Below are 18613 nucleotides of genomic sequence, written 5' to 3' on the forward strand. Positions count from 1 at the left end.
TCTGCACCGACACCAGAGAGGACCTTGAACCCCACATCTCGCTGACGTAACTCGTCAATAGTATTGATGGGGTTAAGTCATGAGTCGTGCAGGAACTCACGCTAAGACGGAATCGATGCTTCACTTGATGTCGTATTGGTGTGAATGATAATTTTAGCTAATGTTATTTTCCTGCCCATTTTGTTGTGCGGCAGGCAACTAGTCAACGACAGCAGAAGGGGGAGAGCCCTAGATTTTCGACCAGAGAATTTTATCAGCGCTACATTTCAAGAAAACTAGTCCAATCCTAGTCCGAGGGGCTGATTTCACTCATTTCAAGCTATAAGCTCAGCTAATGAATTACGATTGCATAGTCTATTGAAAAAGGAGTGTCTAAGCCTTGCTAGGAAATAGATACAGCCTTAGCGTGAGTTTCTGTATGATTACTCATTTAACCCCGTCCTGCTGTTTTTGTAAGCGTTTGCGGATTTTTTCTTCTTGTTGGGGTGGTGACAGCATCGAGTCAAATTATTGCCTGAAGAGAGAGCCGAATTAGAGTCACTAGTCTCAAAAGGAAAAGCCGCAAAGTGGAAACTTTCCTGTGCTCAGGCCCTGCTCAAATGTGACGAAAGCGAAGATGGCCCCGCTTGGTGTGATGACCTGATTGCGCCTTCCCTATGAGCATGAAAGGGATCGCTTTTTTGCAACACAACCATAATTCCTTAGGAAACGCTTAAGCCGATCTATACAGACCAGTTCGACAAAGACAGGGAAGCCGCAGCTAAGTTATTTTGGATGGCATCGGTAGCGGACTTGATGATCAAGGGGTGTTTGAAACGAAGCTGCAACGAAGTGCAATAAGGCTAAAGGTGAAGCCTGAAACCTTGAAAACTCGTTGACTGCTGAGCCAAAATTAGATTTTCCGCCAAATTTACAGTACAAAAGAACTCATCCGAATCCCTTACAGAGCAATGTTTTCGAGCTTATTGCACCTGGTTGCAGCTTCGCTTCAATTAGGCCATCAAAGAACGGCTAGGAACCGAGACTGAGAAATAAGCTCTGCCTCATCCCCATGCTCTTATCGCGCTCATTAATAAGAGGAATGATGACATCAACACCCAAAACTATTCTATTTTTGGCTGCTAACCCTCAAGACACTGGGCGATTGAGGCTTGATCAAGAGTTACGCGATATTGCAGAAGGACTGCAAAGGGCGCAAAAGCGCGACCGGTTTACTTTAGAACAGCGGTGGGCTGTGCGCCCCCGCGAGATCCAGCGGGCCATGCTGGATGTGAATCCAAGTATTATTCATTTCTCTGGTCATGGCACTGGAGGAACCGGGCTGATGTTTGAAGATGAGATCGGCAACGCTAAGCTTGTGGATGGAAGAGCATTGGCAGGGCTATTTGAACTTTTTGCCGATCAAATTGATTGTGTGATCCTCAATGGCTGCTATGCCGAACTGCAAGCTAAAGTGATCGCACAACACATCCCTTACGTTATTGGCATGAACCAAGCCATTGGCGACCGAGCTGCCATTATCTTTGCTGTCGGGTTCTACGATGCCCTCGGAGCTGGTCGCGATGTTAAGTTTGCCTACAAGCTAGGTTGTAATGCCATTCGATTGGAAGGAATCGCTGAGAATCTGACCCCAGTTCTGCTGAATCAAGCTCCTTCTCGAAACGCGACTGCTTATCCTCAATCCAAGACACCCACACCTTTTCCCACTGCAATCTCTACTAATGAAGCAATCGAGGTCTTTATCTCCTACTCACATAAAGATGAGGACTTAAAGGACGAACTCTACATACATCTAGCAAACCTGACTCGACAAAATAAGATCAAGCCCTGGCAGGACCGAGCAATTGAGGCAGGTACGGAATGGGATACAGAAATCAAAGCGCGACTGGAGTCGGCAGGTGTGATTCTGCTCCTAATTACTCCTCGTTTTATAGCTTCTGAGTACTGTTTCGATAAAGAGATGGTTCGGGCAATGGAGCGCCATACGACAGGAATAGCACGAGTCATTCCTATCATCATGAAGCCGTGCGATTGGCAAGATACGCCTTTCAGTAAACTCCAAGTGTTACCTAAGGATGCAAAACCTGTCACCTCTTGGAGCGATCAGGATGAGGCGTTGCTCAATGTGACTCAAGGAATCCGCCGTGTTGTTGCATCAATGCAAGACAAGAAGGTAAAGCAATCTCTAATCGCTGCTCCTGCGGCTTCTCTGAAGCAGAGTCAGGAAGTGGGAAGGTTCCCTTCGCCTACCGAGGGCTCTCTCCCCAGCCCAGCCCTTGCCCAAGACGCTTACGAGTTTCACGTTTTCATTAGCTATCAAGCTACAGGAGAGGACAAACAATGGGTGCGCAAGTTGCTACTACCACATTTGGAATCTGCAGGGCTAAAAGTATGCCTTGACACTCGATTTCCCCTGGGAGTGCCTATCATCACCAGTATGGAGCGAGCGGTTCAACAGAGCCAATATACGGTCGTGGTGCTCAGCCCGAATTATTTGGAGAGCGATTTTTCAGATTTCGAGAGCCTGCTATCTCAACATCTGGGATTAGAACAAAGTAAGAGCCGTTTGATTCTCCTTAAGCGGGAACATTGCGAGCCGAGGCTGGGACTCCGCATGCTGATGATGCTGGACATGACTGACGAGGACGAGTTTGAAACTAACATAAACCGACTGGTGCACCAACTGAGATTGCCTCCTCTTGGTAGTAGTCGTTAATGAGATGAGATGCAATGACGAAACGAACCAAGCAGTATGACCTATTTATCTCCTACGCGGATGCTGATCGGGAATGGGTAGAGGGATACCTATTAGACAGTTTGCAGCAGGCAGGCGTCACTTACATTACGGAATCTGCTTTCACCGTTGGTGGTGTCCGCCTCCTGGAATTTGAACGGGCAATCCAGCAAAGTCATAGGACTTTACTGGTAGTTTCGTCGGCTTATCTAGCTGATGGAGTGAACCAGTTCATCAGCTTGCTGAGTCAGACCTATGGCATGGAGACACAGACCTGGCCTGTAATTCCCATGCTGCTGCAGTCGGTCAGCCTACCACTGACCTTGAGGGCTTTGGTACCCCTCAAGGCAACCGAGCCTGAAGAGTGGGGTGAGTCCGTCGAACGTCTCTGTACAGACTTAAATGGAGCAGTCATCGCACCTGTTCCTCCACCGAGTTGTCCCTATCCCGGCATGGTGTCATTTGGCATTGAGGATAGCAATCTCTTTTTTGGGCGAGACCAGGAAATTGAGGAACTGCAAGCGCGCTTGCGGCTGCATTCCTTTATCACAGTAATTGGTCCCTCAGGCAGCGGCAAATCTTCTCTGGTGTTTGCGGGGCTGATTCCAGCGCTACAGCAGAGCCGTCTGTTTGGTAGCGGGGACTGGCAGATTCGGGTGATGCGCCCTGGGGAGGCCCCATTGACAACCCTAAGCAACATGCTTTCAGGCAGCTTGGACCTGCAACAAACCACAAAAAAATTATTAATTGTCGACCAGTTTGAAGAAGTATTCACAGTTGCAGGAACAGAGGCAGAACCGTTTCAGGTAGAGCTGTTGAAATTATCTACAACACCTAATGTTTATCTGGTTCTGACCGTTCGAGCCGATTTTTATTCAGAGCTAATGTCCTGCCCGCTGTGGCATCGGATTCAGAATCATCGGCTAGAGGTTGTTCCACTAAAAGGAGACTGCCTGCGGCAGGCAATTCTGGAACCCGCAAATAGTGTTGGAGTCTTCATAGAAGCAGCGTTATTGGAACGGTTGCTAGTGGATGCAGCCGAAGAACCAGGTGTTTTACCTCTTATTCAGGAAACATTAGTACTGCTGTGGGAAAACCTTGAGCGGCGGTTTTTGCCTTTGCGAGCGTACGAAGCGCTGATGCTGACTCGTAGCTCTTACGATAGTCCAGGCCATGAAACGAGAACCGGTCTACAAGTGGCGATCGCTCGTCGCGCGGATACCGCCCTTGCCACCCTTGACCGGGATTTTGAGAAACAGCAGCGAATTTCACGGCGCATTTTCCTGCGATTAGTACAGTTTGGTGAGGGACGGGCGGATACACGCCGCCAGCAGCCACTTGATGAGTTACGCTCAAGCACAGATGATCCAACCCTATTCGATCAAACGATGGAGCATCTGGTACGCTATCGTCTCCTTACACTCAGTGGTGGCGAGCGGAATTTAGCAAAAAAAGTAGATATAGCCCATGAGGCACTAATCACCAGCTGGCCTGCCCTTCAGCAATGGATTAGTGAGCGTCGCGAAGCAGAACAAACCCGCAGACGGTTAGCGGCAAAAGCAGAGGAATGGGAGCGTCTAGGTCATGGCTCAGGCGGTCTGCTGGATGCAGTCGAACTTGCTGAAGCTGAACGATGGCTCTCCAGTCCCGATGCGATCGAACTAGGTTTTGGGAAGGCGCTGATCGAATTGGTAGACGCCAGTCGCAGAGCCGTTGAGGAGGCACTGCAATTAGAGGAAGAGCGCCAGAAGAGGGAGATATCCCTGATGCAAGCAGCCCTGGAAAAAGAACAGAAGGCTCGTCAGGCAGCGCAGCTCCGAAACCGAATTGCCATCACCGCATCAGTAATTATGACTGGCTTAGCGGGGGCCATCTTCTATTTCTGGCAAGTTTCAGAAAAGCAAAAGATGACTGCGCAGTTAGACGCCATTAGCGCATCATCAGAGTCGCTGATGCTTACTCAACGCAAATTTGATGCCCTATTAGAAGCTTTGCGGGCAGGGCACCAACTGCAGCGCCAGAAGGCAATTCCCAGTGCAACTCAACTAAATGTTATTTTTGCACTGCAGCAAGCGGTTTACGGTATTAGGGAGCGCAACCGTTTGCAGGAGCATCAACTTGCGGTAAATAGTGCAAGCTACAGTCCCAATGGTCAACTCATCGCCTCCGGCGACGACGACGGTGTCATCAAGCTATGGAACCTGGAAGGCAGCGTTAATCAATCTTTTGAGACTGAGAGTGCGGGAATCACCACCATCGACTTCAGCTTCGATGGAAAGCTAATAGCATCCGGCAGTGCAGACGGTACTGTAAAGCTGTGGAAGTTAGATGGTAGCGTTGACCGAACTTATGTTGTTCAGGATTCAGCGGTAACCAGCACCAACTTTAGCCCCGATGGAAAGTGGTTGATTGCTGCTGCAGACAATGGAACGGTGCACCTGCTCAATCTGAGCCAGCTATCAAACCGCAGCTGGCAAGCCCATGAAGAGATTACTTACAGTGCTATTTTTGCCTCCAACGGAAGCTTGGTTACCGCTGGCTATGACGGCTTCATCAAGGTATGGAACCTGGAAGGGCAGCTCCTAAACGAGTGGAAGGGACATGAAGAACTGATCAGAAGTTTAGCCCTGAGTCCGGATGGGAAGGTGCTTGCAAGCGGCAGCGATGATTTTTCCGTAAAGCTCTGGAGCCTGGAAGGCCAATTACTGCAGCGGTTGGAGAGCCATCAAAAGAGTATTAATAGCGTTGCCTTTAGCCCCGATAGTAAAACGCTAGCAACCGGCAGTAACGACAATTCGATCAAGCTTTGGTCTCAGAATCAAGAGAAGTTTGAATTAGAGGAAACCCTTCATGGGCACACCGATTTTATCAACGGTGTTAACTTTAGCCCCGATGGAAAAACAATCGTTTCCGCCAGTTCGGATAACAGTATCAGGATATGGAGCCGCGACAGTCAGGAGCCTAAAGTTGAAATTGAAGCAATTGGCTTTGATGGTGATGTTGCCTTAGATCAAATTTCAAGCTCAGCAATTAGTCCAGACGGTAGGTACGTTGCCACTGTAAACTTTGATAACTTAATCAAAATTTGGGATTTTGAGGGTAGGCTGGCTCACTCCTTTACAGCTGATCATCAGGCACCTGTAACGGGCATTAGCTTCAGCCCAGATAATCAGATGATTGCGACTGCTAGCGTTGACAGTTCGACCAAACTCTGGAGTCTAGAAGGAAGCCCTATAGTGACTCTGAACGGGCATGATGAAACCGTAACCAGCGTGAGCTTTAGTCCAGATGGCAGGTCAGTGCTAACCACCAGTTTTGATAAAACTGTTAAGCTCTGGGATTTAGATGGCAGCTTAAAATCGACCTGGACCGGACATAACGATAACGTTGCTCAGGCTGTGTTTGCGCCCGATGGTCGAAGCATTGCTTCAGTCAGTTGGGACTACACCCTCCGTACTTGGAGCCTAGACACGACCCCCTTGCAAACCCTTGAAGGATATACAGACGCCATTGAGAGCGTCGCTTTTTCTCCATCAGGCGATCACCGCATTGCTGCTGCCGGTAGAGAAGGCTTAATCCAGTTATGGAGTCGGGACGGTCACTTACTGGGTAAGCTCCAGAGCCCAACTGGGTGGATCAAGCAGATTAGCTTTAGCCCCACCACCAACTTTCTGGCTACCCGACAAGACAATTGGGATGCCAGCGATGCCAATAATGGATTGATCAACATCTGGTCGGCTGGTTACAACCGCCCTAAACAACTGCCAGCCCATCAGGGAACTGTTTGGGCAATTCACTACAGAAACGATGGGACTTTAATCTCCGTTGGGGTAGATAATACAATTGCCCTATGGAGCTTTGACTTAGCGCACTTGCTCGAAACCGGCTGTGAATGGTTACAAGATTACCTCAATACCAATTCCGGACTCCACGAAGATGGCCGTCAGATCTGCGAAGAATAGGATGTGCTTGGTAGTGTTTCAAACCATAGACGAGATAGTGAAGCACTACCTGAAACTGAATGTTGTATAGTCATCTGAACCACCGCGAATGCGAGCACTGCTTGTCCAGCTTCTGCCGTTAGAAGCAGTAGCGCTAATTCTAGCCCGTCCTGTTGCTCTGCCTACGCTAACAAACCTACACTCACCAAGCGGGATCCCGGACGCACGTACGGACCGGGTGCCAGAAGCAGAAACAGTCGCCGTTACCGATGCCTGATAAGGGAGGTTGTTGCATAACCTGACTAAATTGCCTTCGGGCAAATCAAAGCCATCCAGCCCGAAGCCTTGGGCATTTTCTGCGTCACAGCTATCACAGGTAAAATTCCATGTATATGATGTGTAGTTTTGTGTATCAACCTGCGAAAATTCCTCAGTTCTCTCACTACAGTTGCCATCGGGAAGTGAGTTAAAGGCCCTGTTGGTCACACAGAATGTGTAGCCATTTCCCCACTCTCTGGCTCTGCTGGGCGTATGAGCATGGGCATAGTAGTATCTTGACCTCAGGTTTCCGCTGAGAACAACACGGCAGTCTTCCGGGTCAATTGTGTACCATCCTGACGATACCCAGCGCCCATTTTCCTTAAACCCAACCGCTGTTAACATCTGCGAATCCGATTGGTTGCAAAATCTCAGTTCAGCGCTGGCGGGTTCTTGTGGAAGGATAACTGCCAATGTAGTTAGTCCTGAAACAACTCCGGCAGTGCAAAGGTGCTTTTTAGAGAACTTGAAAAGAAAACAAAGCGTTCTGAACATTGCGACTCTCTTCATCATTTTTTTGGTTAACGTAAGCAGTAAGGTAGCAGCCATACTATGAAATTGAATCCAATGGGCAAACGCTAGGTTTAATTGAAGATGGTTTCAGGATGTCCTCCCCCTTCGTAAGGAGAACCACATATCGCCAAATCTCTTAACAAGGTAGATTATGTACCTGCACATCCCTAAGCTTATTGAACCTTCCCATAGCTTCGCTTTCAGCACCTCTCATGTTTGTAGCACATCTTTAGTATTTTTTATCTACGTTGCTACGAAAAGAAGAACCACATATCGCCAAACCTCTTAACAAGGTAGATTATGTACCTGTACATCCCTAAGCTTATTGAACCTTCCCATAGCTTCGCTTTTAGCACCTCTCATGTTTGTAGCACATCTTTAGTATTTTTTTATCTACGTTGCTACGAAGAGGATTCCACTCCAATTTCCCTGATGGGGTTATTTGCATATCCCCCCGAAAAGGTATATTCCACTTTGAGACACTTAAGTCTCAACTTGTTTGCTTTGAGACTTTCGTTCCATCTAGGTATCGATACACACTGGCTTTGGGGTTGGAGTAGTAATGGATACTGTTGGCGAAGTCAAAACACGGTGTCCGTGGCAGAATTGAGCTATCAATTCCCCACTACATGGGGTGGTGACGTTAGCTAGGAGGAATGGACTCATGCTACAAGTTCAACCCACTGGCTCAGTGCCAGCTGAAACTGCTCGCATTGCTCATCAAGTCTTTCCCAAAGGTAACCGCTATCTGAAGCTGCGCGATGAACTCGGTTCAATTTATAGCGATCACGATTTTGCCGCGTTATTCCCTACTCACGGACAGCCCGCTCAGTGCCCCTGGCGACTAGCTTTAGTCTCCGTCATGCAGTTCGCAGAAGACTTGTCAGATCGACAGGCCGCAGAAGCTGTTAGAAATCGGATCGACTGGAAGTACGCACTTGGCCTGGAGCTAACTGACCCCGGTTTTAACTTTTCCGTTCTGAGCGAATTTCGCACTCGCCTGCTGACGGGTAACCAAGAAGAGCAAATACTGAATATTTTGTTGGCGCGTCTCCAGGAAAGAGGTTGGCTAAAGGCGGGTGGGAAACAACGAACAGACTCAACCCCTATTTTAGCGGCCATCCGCAATCTGAATCGGCTGGAAAGCGTCGGTGAAACGCTGCGAGCAACGCTGAACGACTTAGCCACGGTTGCACCTAACTGGCTAGGCGAGTGGGTTCCCAGCGACTGGTTCGACCGCTACAGCCACGCTATCGAAGAGTACCGCTTACCCAAGGGCATTCCAGCTCGCCAAGCCTATGCCGAAACGATTGGCCGCGATGGCATGCAACTCCTAAGTGCCATCTACGATGATGGCCCTGACTGGCTACGCCAAATCCCATCAGTAGATATCTTGCGACAAACGTGGGTGCATCAGTACTTTATTGACAACGGTCAAATACGGCTGCGCTCGGCGAAGGACTTACCACCTGCCGGTCAACGCCATGACTCACCCTATGACCCACAAGCTAGCTATGGCAACAAACGCAGCACTACCTGGACGGGCTATAAAGTTCATCTGACCGAGACATGTGACGAGAACAGCATTCATCTGATCACTCATGTAGAAACGACTCAAGCCCATATCTCAGATACTGACCAGACTCAACCCATTCATGAAGCCTTGGCGACCAAAGCGTTATTACCCCAAGAACATGTAGTAGATGCTGGGTATGTCGATGGGACACTATTGGTAGACAGTCGTGAAGACTTTGGGATTGAGCTGATTGGCCCAGTGCGTCCAGATGTAAGTTGGCAGGCCAAAGCGCCCAATGGCTACGATCTCAGCCAGTTTCAAATCGACTGGGAAAAGCAACAGATCACTTGTCCAGAAGGTAAGCAAAGCCAGGGTTGGCCCCCCTCAAAAGATGCTTGGGATAACCCAACTATTCGTATTAAGTTTTCTCGTACCGACTGTCGCCTTTGCCCAAATCGAGACCTTTGCACGAAAAGTAAAGCGGAGCCAAGGTCAATCACATTGCGCCGCCAGGCTGAACATGAGGCTATCCACGCAATGAGGCAGGCACAGCTAACAGAGGAGTGGAAATCTCGATATAACGTACGAGCGGGTATCGAGGGTACGCTTTCCCAAGGTATCCGCGTCTTCGGCATGAGACGGACGCGCTACATCGGGTTGGCAAAAACACACTTACAACACCTATTGATCGCTGCCGCGATGAACGTTGTGCGGTTGGTGAATTGGTTGAATGGTATGCCTCATGCCAAGACGCGAACCTCTCGGTTTGCAATGCTTAATCCGGCCACATAGGAACTCCTTGGACTTCGCCAACAGTATCCATTACTACTCAAACCCCACGTTGGACCAGCGGGGGCATCTGGACAAAGAATTATGGTTTCGCCTGAAACTCTTTTCCAATATGGCTTTTAGATCGACCTAATGAGATCGCTCAGAAAACGCTCATTGCTTAGCGTACGTTTTGGTTCCGCTGCTACTCGAACCCCGTCTCCGCGCGCGTGCCTCCGCTGGTCCATCTCAGCAAAAATATTAAAGTTTTATTAAAGGATGGCCTGTATTTTTTTAGAGCTATAGTATTTATGTACTATGCGCCTGAGAGTTGAGTATTCTTTTCTCTAAAAAAACACTCAACTCTTGAACTCGTTTTCAGGGAAACTAAACCGTTCATGTGTGATGAAACCCTATAGAGTCTTTCTGCATAAGAATTTTCGTTTTCTTCAAGCTTTCAGTAACTTATGGCACAGCATACACCAAACCAAGAACAAGAGAATAATGAAGACCATAAGGACTGGTCTGTAGAAGGCACGAGTATTTCATTGGATGAAATTAGTCACTTAATACGAAACTTTAACGGCCTTATTGAACAATTTAGAGGGTTATCACGGACTATTTTTGGCAGTCAGCCAAGAGAAACTCAACAAGAGTCGAAAGCAGTTAACTTACTTAGGTATGAAGACTTGATTCAATATTTTGTTGAAGCAAAACCGGATGATCTTAAAATTTCCCAAGGAGCTTTAATAAAAGAATATAAAGGCTCTAAATATCTGATACTCCAGATATTTCTAGATAAGAACTATGAAATAGTTTCATCATCAAGTGGAAAGCCATACGGTCGACGTATTCTTGCTAAGAAGCTCGATCAAGAATTAGTAGACGCGTTTAATGGCAAAGAAATGATCATCGTTAAGTAGTGAGGTAAGGCAATGGATCCTATCGTTACTCCATTAATTATTGGAAGTGTCCTACTTTTTTTAGGTGTCATAGCTTTGATGACATATGAGATGGCAGAAGAGGATGCACAAGATGTTACAGATTCATTTCAAGACTCTATCCAAGATGATACAGAACTGACTGATGAGGATAAAGAAATAGCTTCAGAAAAACTCAGGCAGTTTATTGAAGTAGAGAAGAAAGGAGATAAGAAATATGAAACTCGATCTGGTGTCTTCAATAAAGACACAGGCAAAGTCTTGGATGGACGGAAACGTACATCAGAAGATATTGACGACGAGCTAGATCGCATAGCTAAGAGTAGAAAACCGAAAGTTCTTAGTAACTAAGAAACTGGGGTTGTCTAGTTTTTAGGAAAATCGACAGTTTCAATTTGTTGAGTAAAAAGATGGGCATTAGCAAAGCTCGAAGATGTTAATTGCGATCATGTTTTGATGTTTGATGGCAATGGAGAGAGTCCATGAGTTACAGTCATAGCTCAGAAAGATTAAGGAATATTTACGTTTCTGGCATTCCTAAAGATGTTTCTGAATCTGAAGCAGCTGTTTATCGTTCAAGAATAATTTCTGCAACAGAGAAGCTGTTAAATAGTACGATCTTAGAGAATATTACGTTGAACATCAGTACTCTCCAGTTATCAGAGAGCAATATTAACGAGAGCACCAATAGATTAAAAGAGAAGTTGAAAGACGAAGATGCAGTAGATGATGAGCTTTCAATTGAAGAAAGAGCACGTCGCTACACATCAATGAATCCAAGACATACATTTGAAAAATTAGTTTTCCAAGACGATTTAAAATTAAAAATTGGCTACGAAGTTAAAGCTCTATCAGCCCTTTCTATCGTTCACAATATCTTAAATTACAAGTCTGTTAAGCCAGTACAACGTCGAGGATTGATTCTGGGTGGTGAGCCTGGTACAGGCAAAACAAGTGTTGCTCATGCAATTGCAAGTAAGGCTGGGCTGCCTATCCTAACAGTTACTGCTGCCGATATAGAAAGCAAATTTCATGGAGAGGGAACGAAGAACTTAAAAGCAGCTTTTTATGCAGCTTGGAGAGATTCTGCTTTGTTACATATAGAGGAGGCCGAGTCTCTGTGTTCTCAGCGTTTGGACGAAGTGAGTACAGGTTCAGAGCAGTCTATAAATTCACTCAGGAATCAACTTTTTAGCTGCTTAGATGAGTATCCAGTCCCGACTATTTGTACAACCAATGCTGCTCAGAACCTTGACAAAGCACTGGAAACTAGATTGCGATATATTCACATTCCTATGCCTGACGAGAGGTGTCGAAAAGAAATTTGGGATAAATGTCTTACAATTCCTGGACGACTACACCTAGGTTCGAGTGTGTCTACCGTAGAGCTAGCCAAAATTGATAATGTTTGTGGCCGAGAAATTTCTGATGCCGTTGAAGACGCTGCCTTGAAGGCTGTGCTGAGAACTCTGGATCAAAATAAAGAACCAATCGAAGCTTGCATTACTCAAGGTGATCTTTTGTCCTCTATTGAGGATGCTCGCTCAAGGCGAATATCCAGTTCCCAAGGACAAGCTTTAACGGATAGTGATAAAGAGGAAATTGGTGGAAGGCTGAGAGAATTAGTTTCTCAAGCAGAAGATGGAAGAGACACTCCTAATACAACATATGTTTTATTTAAGGATTCAACTAGTCTAGAGAATTCAAGGGACGGTAAATCTAAATGATAGGCCGTGCGTCAGACTAAGCTTCGAGATAGGAGGTTTCTGCATAACCCCTCGAAAAGGTATAGTCCAGAATAAGATACATGCGTCTCATCCTGGGAAGCACCTTACTCTTTTGCTTACGAAAGCAGATAGCTACACAGTCAAGAAACACTGTATCAGGCTTTCCGGCGTCTCATAAAGTCTAAGACGATCTGAGAAACGCACAGCGAGACATGAATTGAGACACACTTATCACTACGTCTCAAAAAGTACGGTTTTGAATTGCATGACTAGTTTTGGCCTATATCGCTTGCTAGTTATATTCTGAAACCCTTGGTTTCTCGTTTCCCTTCTAAGCAAAACCCTTGACTTCCAGAAGAATAGTTGCTGTGCAACGCAACTATGCAATGGGTAAAGAAGTCTGAAAGTCTATCACAGCAAGCTTTTGCGCGATTGGTCCAGAAAAGTGAAGATGAACGGAATAATCAGCTTTTCAGGCAACTGGCACATACCTTGTGCCGATCACTCAGTCCAACTTTGGTCCGGTCAAGTTTTTGAGCTGTCACAACTGTTAGACAAGGCTTCTATCGATTATGTGGCAGCTGGTAACAGCTTCGCTAGTATTGATCCCAATAGCGGGGAATGGGGCAGCTCTAATGCAGAGATAGCCTCAAACCGAACCAGGGAATCCGTACCGAAACCGAAATAGGCAGTACGCCTGTACGCATCCTAAACTAATCGCCATTGTTGTCTCACCTCGCACACCATGGCCACCCCCAACAATGCGCCAGGGATTGTCCGTCAAACTACCAATCCCGTCACCACACCTAATCAGCAAACGGCGCAGCGATCGCAAAACATTGTTCAACGAACCTCGCAACCATCGCGTCCCGCAGTAACGCAGCCTCAGGTCAGCGCGACCCGCAGCAATGTGGCGAGAGACGCGATCTCAAACACCCGGCCCAGTCAACCGCACCAAACGACTGCCGCTGCCGTCAATCCACCAGCGCCGGTGGTGAAAAAATCAGACCTGTCGGATATTAAGGCATCGCCTGAACTAAACGCCCGTCTGCAAGGCATCAACAAAGCGTATCACTCCAAAGACCCGAAGGGTTACAGAGGTGAGGCCACCCGCGAATATCAAAGGGAGCTAGGCCGCCAGTGTGTCATGCATGGCGGGAAAGGGAGGCTAGGTACATATGAGAATCGCAAGAATGCTGATCATGAGATTGCCTCTCGTATGCTGATCGCAGGGTTTAGTGAAAAGCAAACAGCACAAACGATTGCCCAGGCATCCCCGAATGCCGCGAATATCAAGAGTCAAGATGGGCGTAAAGCCTACGGTCAAGAGGCCGTCAAGAAGGCTGCAGAATTACCGCACGTCGTAGATAAAATGCGGGAAGTGCAAGCCGGTAAAAAACAAAATCCCTCGCTTAAGGGGGAAAAGCGATTAAAAGAGTTTAACCTGCATACACAGGTAGCAAAACCGCAACAGCAAGGCCGTGCTGTTGTTGATCGCAGCCCCAGAAAAGCCATGCAGCAGGCCCGCAGCCATAGCGCCCGCAAGTTTGGCAATCGGTCAGCAGGTATGGTCCGATCAACTGGTGCGCGTCGGGCCAGAGGCGGTAGACACTAGGTTTTCTTTGCTTGTTGTAGTTTTGCTTTTAACTGTTCGAGCCCACATTCCGGCACATACGGTCGCTCAATTGCCAACTGCGTCATTGCCTCTTGTAGGCGTTCAGAACAGTGCTGTACCAGTACATGATTATCATTCTGATACAGGGCATCGATAATATTGTTGTCTTCATCCAGGCGATTAATATCCCAGTTCACCTTTTTTAATTTGGTGAGGAAGTTGTCGGCTAGTTTTGCAACCCTTTTACCGTTCTCTTCAAATGCCTTCTTTGCCTCTGGCGTGTTGAAGCTCGCCCGGATTTCTTCCACGGTTTGCGGGGTATCATCAAACTGAATCTCCCCTTTGCTCATTCCTGTGTAAATCTCGTCCAAAAAGGTTTTGGGTTGATCAGGGCGGCGCTTATCCTTTTCCAGATAAAAGTTTGTAATTTCAGTTGTCATTGCCCGTAGGATAGCCGAAAACCCTATGTTTTTCAATAAAAAAGCCCTAAGGTCGCATGACCTCAAGGCTTTTTTATTGAACGTGGTTTAAGCTCGCTACTGACACTCAGGACTCTCAGGTGGTTTCGCCCCAAACGTGCATGCCATATTTATAACATTGGCGAGCTGCCACTCTGATTGTTGGGTAAGAATCGCAACCTGTTGCTGCAATCGGTACTGTTGCCACCCCAAAAACAGCACCCCGGACAGTGAGAGTAGCGCCACCCACATCCAGCCACTACCGGCGCGCCGCGCGCCGTTGACCCCGTTGTCCAGGGTCACAAGCCGTTGGTTGACGTGGCTGTTTTGCTGTGTGAGCTGGCTGTTGAGGCTGTCGAGTCCTATCTGTAGCTGATTGGACAAGCTGTTGACAGTGGTGCTCAAGGCTTGGGAGGTGGCTTCTGACGTATTCAAGCGCTGCGTGAGCGTGTTGCAGGCTGTCACCAAGAGCTGTAACGCATCGCTCAGCCGCTTCGAGGTTTCCGCCAGCTGCTGCATCACCGCGCCCTTTTCCGCCACCAGTTCCAACGTCTTCAAATTCGTTGCGGTCCACGCTTCTAGCTCCTGTTTATGAACATCAAATAACGACTGCCAGTCTTGCGGTGCATCTTCGACAATCACTTGTAGCTGGCCCAGTGCGATCGCAATCAGCCACAACGGATCGTCTACCTGAATATCTAGGCGCAGCACCAATTCCAGCACGCGGGCTTTCTGATCTGCCTTAAGGTCCATCACCACCCGATCAAACGGGGTGAGGGTAGGGGCTGATGATGCTCCGTTGGTATTGTTGGAGTAGTTGTTCACTGACATCACAGCACCCCCACCGATTCAATTGCAGCATAGGCTTCGCGTAGGTACTTTTTCACCCGCTGGCGTTCGATCGACGAAAAGCTGGTGTGGTTTAGCGCCTGCCCGAACGTTAAACTTTCTCGATCAATGCGGTTACGGGTTGATGTGCCATTAAACCTCCCCAGCTTGATCACCGGCGTGTCGTGGGTTTTGATCAGCGCTTGTAGGGCGTCATCTTCCGCAAAACCCGACCAGTCTTGCCCACCGGTGCCCTCATTTAGCACGATGATTGTTCTCCAGGCCGCGGCTCCTTCGAATGTGGTCAACACATGCCGGAGCAGCGAGAGAGAATCCCACCCTCCATCCGAAACGAACCAGTAAATGAAGGAAACCCCGTCCTCTTCCGCCAGTGACAACAGGTCGAGTGCCTCAAACCAGGCTTGCAAACTCGGCATCACCTGAGCGGGCAGGTTGACGATAGTCCGTTTTTCCAATGCACAATTGTAGATGATATTTGCGTGATCTTCATACTGGCTTCCTTCTGATAGGATGCCGTACTTCACATCGATAACAGACTTGTAAAGCCTTGCCATGTCTGGATTACTGCGATCGGTTTCCACACAATGGAAATCCAGTCCGGAATCGAGACAGAGCTGTATCATTGTACGACTCAATATGCTTTTTCCGACACCGCCTTTCTCGCCCCCCGCCAGGTGACAGAGGTTTGGTTGTTTTCGGGCTGTCATGGATCATTTTTAACGAGACTACAAAAGGCAAAGGCCCGCTATTCTCAAAGCAGCGGGCCGTAAGAGAAGAGGTTTAACGCATTGCACGTCGCCGCTGATTGCTACGGGTCAAGCGATAGACGCTCACCACACACCAGATAACGTCGATGACGTAAAGCGGCACCGCAATCACCAGTAACCAGCCAAATGACATCACGACCAGTACCAGACACACGATAAACAGGACAAATTGGACAAAGCCGCTAATCAGGCCTCCAGCCAGAATGGTGCCGACACCGGGCACAACAAGATTGGTCAAATTACAAATCAGTTCTTTGATACGCATGATGCAAAAAAGAGAAAAACAACAAAAGGGTGAGGGGGCATAAAGCCCCCATAATCAAGTGATCGGGCCGCCTGTAGGCGGCTAGTTTTTACGCAATTTCACCGTCGATAACCGTCTCATCGGTGTTGAGAAAGCTGAAATCCACCTGTTCAATCGCCAACGGTGCCGTTGACTCAGCGGGGCCTAGCAGTCCCTCAAACGTGGTTTCTCGTAAATCATGAGGCAGTAGGCCAGCCTGCTTAAAAAGCTTGTCAAAACCCAACCGCACCATGTCTTCCTGCGTCCAGCGTCGGAGCGTCTCATGTTCTTGAGCGATGGGCATGTAAGCTGGCACCGTCTTATCCTCAGCAAGCAGATGCTGACTGAGATAGTTGGATGGCACCTCATAGGGATAGACCATGTGCCCGACCTTATAGACACCATGGATGCCAGTATTCGAATCCTTATCAGGCTTTGGCAGATTGAGGAAATGCTCAGGCGGAACCGCAAAACGTCTGTCTAGGTGCTCCGCGTTCGTTGTTGCTCTGCGGCCACGTCCTGAGCGACCAGTCCCCCAACCTTCAGCCACATAAGTCGCCAACTTTTCACGGACTGTAGTCTCACCGATTTGTTTTGCTGCCCACTCAGCCGTTTCATGGTCCAAAACCCGCAAATAGGCGGCATGGTCACACTGGCCGATAATGCTGTTGGCAATCTCTTGGCCATAGACCTCACGCAAGTCGGAAATAGCTTGGAAGGCCAACACCAAACAGACTTTGTAAGCGGCAGCGAGACGCGCGACCCGTTCCAAATTACCGATACGACCCAATTCCGGTAGCTCATCCAAGAACAGGAAGGTATATCCCGATGTATGCTCACTGGTGAGCACCTGGGCGACCCGTGTCACATACAAGGTGTAGATAGGGCGAATCAGCGCCTCATTTTTTCGGTCAAACCCTACCAGGACACAGCCATGGCCCTCTTTCCAGTCGGTGATGGAATGAAGGCGACCGGCCCGCATGTGGGCATCCATATAGGCTGCAACAACCCGGTATCGCTCGATATATGTGGCTAGGGTGGCAATCACACTATCGCGGGTTTCTCCACTCCCCAGCGTTTTCAGAACAGGCGCAAGATCAGGGTCACAACTCAACAGCGGGATAAAAATATCCTCTGACTCCAGAGCCAAAATCAGGTCACGGAAATACCAGTTTCCAGGAGCATAGCGCATCAGCAATTGCACCATCCGCACCACCAACATCCGGGCACCATCGTTAAAGAATTTACCGCTACCGGCATTCGGCACATCGGGAATCAGAATGCTACCAATCGCTTCCGAGTCCACAGCCGTTGTGAAATCTTTGGCGAGATGCCAACAATACCCCCGCGCATCCGAAGCATTCATGAGAGTGATTGAGTCCTCAGGAATCCCCCAGCCGACCAACAGCGAGTAAAACTCTGGTTTAAAGTCGGTGATCAGCGCCCGGCGTTCATGGCCTGGATAAGAGTTGCGTAAGATGTCCTGCAGAGCGAGAGACATCGACATACTCTTTCCTGATCGAGTGGTACCAACATTTAAAGTGTGGGTGACCATATCCTTGGTCGGCAATTGAACACCACCAAGCTCATAGCCCTGGTCTGATGGTGGTCGTGTACCCTCAAAACGTTCTCGTACCCGGTGAACGGTGGTAACTTTGGTTCCCCGTTCGTGCTCTACCGGCAGTGGTCGGGTAATGAAGTACCGCACTGGCAACGGCAGTAAAATGGCTGCCACAGCCCCAAGCGCGTAGCTTTGCGACATTAGGAATAACAATCCCATATGCCCCGGCACCATCAATGCCCACAGGCGACGGATTGGCCAGGTCTCCTTGGTCGCTTTTTTCAGCTCATAGCGAAAGATATGCCGATGCACCGCATAGCCTAAAACCAGGTGATAGAGCAGCAGTGGTAGTTGATAGCCCAGAATATCCAAGGGCGGTGCGGGTGATACCAATAGTGCCACCCCAGACCATAACAAACATTCCCCACTCAGGTGCAGCATATGCAGGGCGGGTTTCTCTTCCATCCGTCGTTCAACGGCACGGACAGGAGCAAATAAGTGCAACATGAAAATTGATCCAAAAACAAAACAACAAAAATCAGGCATAAATCGTCCGTAACAGGTGCAGCAGCGTCCTCTACGGCACCGGGAACACATCGACGGACGATCCTGGTGCGTCGCT

Annotated in this window: 13 protein-coding genes; 7 read left to right on the top strand and 6 right to left on the bottom strand. The window is 48.3% G+C overall.

All coding sequences use genetic code 11. The features are described 5' to 3' along the window. The first annotated feature begins 1081 nt into the window (after positions 1 to 1081). Both N836_RS75260 and N836_RS48905 read left to right on the top strand, forming a co-directional pair. Entirely contained in the window at positions 1082 to 2716 is a 1635-nt protein-coding gene (locus tag N836_RS75260) for a TIR domain-containing protein (protein WP_023072058.1), read from the top strand. A gap of 14 nt (positions 2717 to 2730) precedes the next feature. Continuing rightward, entirely contained in the window at positions 2731 to 6696 is a 3966-nt protein-coding gene (locus N836_RS48905; RefSeq protein ID WP_023072059.1) for an nSTAND1 domain-containing NTPase, read from the top strand. Between the two features lie 45 nt (positions 6697 to 6741). Here the strand turns inward: N836_RS48905 and N836_RS73130 are convergent, their stop codons facing one another. Next, positions 6742 to 7542 (bottom strand): DUF1036 domain-containing protein, encoded by an 801-nt coding sequence (locus N836_RS73130; RefSeq protein ID WP_023072060.1) that lies wholly within the window; start codon positions 7540 to 7542, stop codon positions 6742 to 6744. A gap of 628 nt (positions 7543 to 8170) precedes the next feature. Between N836_RS73130 and N836_RS48910 the strand changes: the two genes are divergently transcribed. The 5 genes from N836_RS48910 (at position 8171) to N836_RS48930 (ending at position 14073) form a co-directional block, all read left to right on the top strand. Then, complete coding sequence (locus N836_RS48910) at positions 8171 to 9814, top strand: IS1182 family transposase (RefSeq protein WP_023072061.1); 1644 nt, start codon at positions 8171 to 8173, stop codon at positions 9812 to 9814. 443 nt (positions 9815 to 10257) lie between these two features. Next, a complete protein-coding gene (locus N836_RS48915) occupies positions 10258 to 10713 on the top strand; it encodes a hypothetical protein (protein ID WP_023072062.1) in 456 nt (151 codons plus the stop codon). Between the two features lie 12 nt (positions 10714 to 10725). Continuing rightward, entirely contained in the window at positions 10726 to 11082 is a 357-nt protein-coding gene (locus tag N836_RS48920; RefSeq protein WP_023072063.1) for a hypothetical protein, read from the top strand. A 131-nt stretch (positions 11083 to 11213) separates the two neighbouring features. Then, on the top strand, positions 11214 to 12458 hold the full coding sequence (locus N836_RS48925) for an ATP-binding protein (RefSeq protein WP_023072064.1): 1245 nt from the start codon (positions 11214 to 11216) through the stop codon (positions 12456 to 12458). Positions 12459 to 13203: 745 nt separating this feature from the next. Then, positions 13204 to 14073 carry a hypothetical protein gene (locus tag N836_RS48930; protein WP_023072065.1) on the top strand — a complete coding sequence of 290 codons (870 nt, stop codon included), beginning with the start codon at positions 13204 to 13206 and terminating at the stop codon, positions 14071 to 14073. On the opposite strand, the gene N836_RS48935 is transcribed toward N836_RS48930, so the two are convergent. The 5 genes from N836_RS48935 to N836_RS48955 all read right to left on the bottom strand — a co-directional run bounded on the left by N836_RS48935 (position 14070) and on the right by N836_RS48955 (position 18498). After that, the gene (locus N836_RS48935) at positions 14070 to 14513 is read right to left on the bottom strand and encodes a hypothetical protein (RefSeq protein WP_023072066.1); all 444 of its coding nucleotides are present in this window, start codon (positions 14511 to 14513) and stop codon (positions 14070 to 14072) included. The two genes, N836_RS48930 and N836_RS48935, sit on opposite strands and share 4 nt — an antisense overlap. Positions 14514 to 14609: 96 nt before the next feature. Then, complete coding sequence (locus tag N836_RS73135; RefSeq protein ID WP_023072067.1) at positions 14610 to 15362, bottom strand: DUF6753 family protein; 753 nt, start codon at positions 15360 to 15362, stop codon at positions 14610 to 14612. After that, positions 15362 to 16087, bottom strand: a complete 726-nt coding sequence (locus N836_RS48945) for a hypothetical protein (protein WP_023072068.1) — start codon at positions 16085 to 16087, stop codon at positions 15362 to 15364. Before N836_RS48945 ends, N836_RS73135 begins: the two co-directional genes overlap by 1 nt. 73 nt (positions 16088 to 16160) lie before the next feature. After that, on the bottom strand, positions 16161 to 16412 hold the full coding sequence (locus tag N836_RS48950) for a hypothetical protein (protein WP_023072069.1): 252 nt from the start codon (positions 16410 to 16412) through the stop codon (positions 16161 to 16163). Between the two features lie 88 nt (positions 16413 to 16500). Then, positions 16501 to 18498: a type IV secretory system conjugative DNA transfer family protein gene (locus N836_RS48955; protein WP_161634954.1), complete on the bottom strand. Its 1998-nt coding sequence runs from the start codon at positions 18496 to 18498 to the stop codon at positions 16501 to 16503. Between the last annotated feature and the right edge of the window lie 115 nt (positions 18499 to 18613).

Source organism: Leptolyngbya sp. Heron Island J (assembly GCF_000482245.1).
Lineage (GTDB): Bacteria > Cyanobacteriota > Cyanobacteriia > Phormidesmidales > Phormidesmidaceae > Leptothoe.

What these genes read in the sequence shown, in the direction of transcription:
- N836_RS75260 (WP_023072058.1), top strand. Translation starts at nt 1,082, where the DNA reads ATGATGACATCAACACCCAAAACTATTCTATTTTTGGCTGCTAACCCT.
- N836_RS48905 (WP_023072059.1), top strand. Translation starts at nt 2,731, where the DNA reads ATGACGAAACGAACCAAGCAGTATGACCTATTTATCTCCTACGCGGAT.
- N836_RS73130 (WP_023072060.1), bottom strand. Translation starts at nt 7,542, where the DNA reads ATGGCTGCTACCTTACTGCTTACGTTAACCAAAAAAATGATGAAGAGA.
- N836_RS48910 (WP_023072061.1), top strand. Translation starts at nt 8,171, where the DNA reads ATGCTACAAGTTCAACCCACTGGCTCAGTGCCAGCTGAAACTGCTCGC.
- N836_RS48915 (WP_023072062.1), top strand. Translation starts at nt 10,258, where the DNA reads ATGGCACAGCATACACCAAACCAAGAACAAGAGAATAATGAAGACCAT.
- N836_RS48920 (WP_023072063.1), top strand. Translation starts at nt 10,726, where the DNA reads ATGGATCCTATCGTTACTCCATTAATTATTGGAAGTGTCCTACTTTTT.
- N836_RS48925 (WP_023072064.1), top strand. Translation starts at nt 11,214, where the DNA reads ATGAGTTACAGTCATAGCTCAGAAAGATTAAGGAATATTTACGTTTCT.
- N836_RS48930 (WP_023072065.1), top strand. Translation starts at nt 13,204, where the DNA reads ATGGCCACCCCCAACAATGCGCCAGGGATTGTCCGTCAAACTACCAAT.
- N836_RS48935 (WP_023072066.1), bottom strand. Translation starts at nt 14,513, where the DNA reads ATGACAACTGAAATTACAAACTTTTATCTGGAAAAGGATAAGCGCCGC.
- N836_RS73135 (WP_023072067.1), bottom strand. Translation starts at nt 15,362, where the DNA reads ATGTCAGTGAACAACTACTCCAACAATACCAACGGAGCATCATCAGCC.
- N836_RS48945 (WP_023072068.1), bottom strand. Translation starts at nt 16,087, where the DNA reads ATGACAGCCCGAAAACAACCAAACCTCTGTCACCTGGCGGGGGGCGAG.
- N836_RS48950 (WP_023072069.1), bottom strand. Translation starts at nt 16,412, where the DNA reads ATGCGTATCAAAGAACTGATTTGTAATTTGACCAATCTTGTTGTGCCC.
- N836_RS48955 (WP_161634954.1), bottom strand. Translation starts at nt 18,498, where the DNA reads ATGTTGCACTTATTTGCTCCTGTCCGTGCCGTTGAACGACGGATGGAA.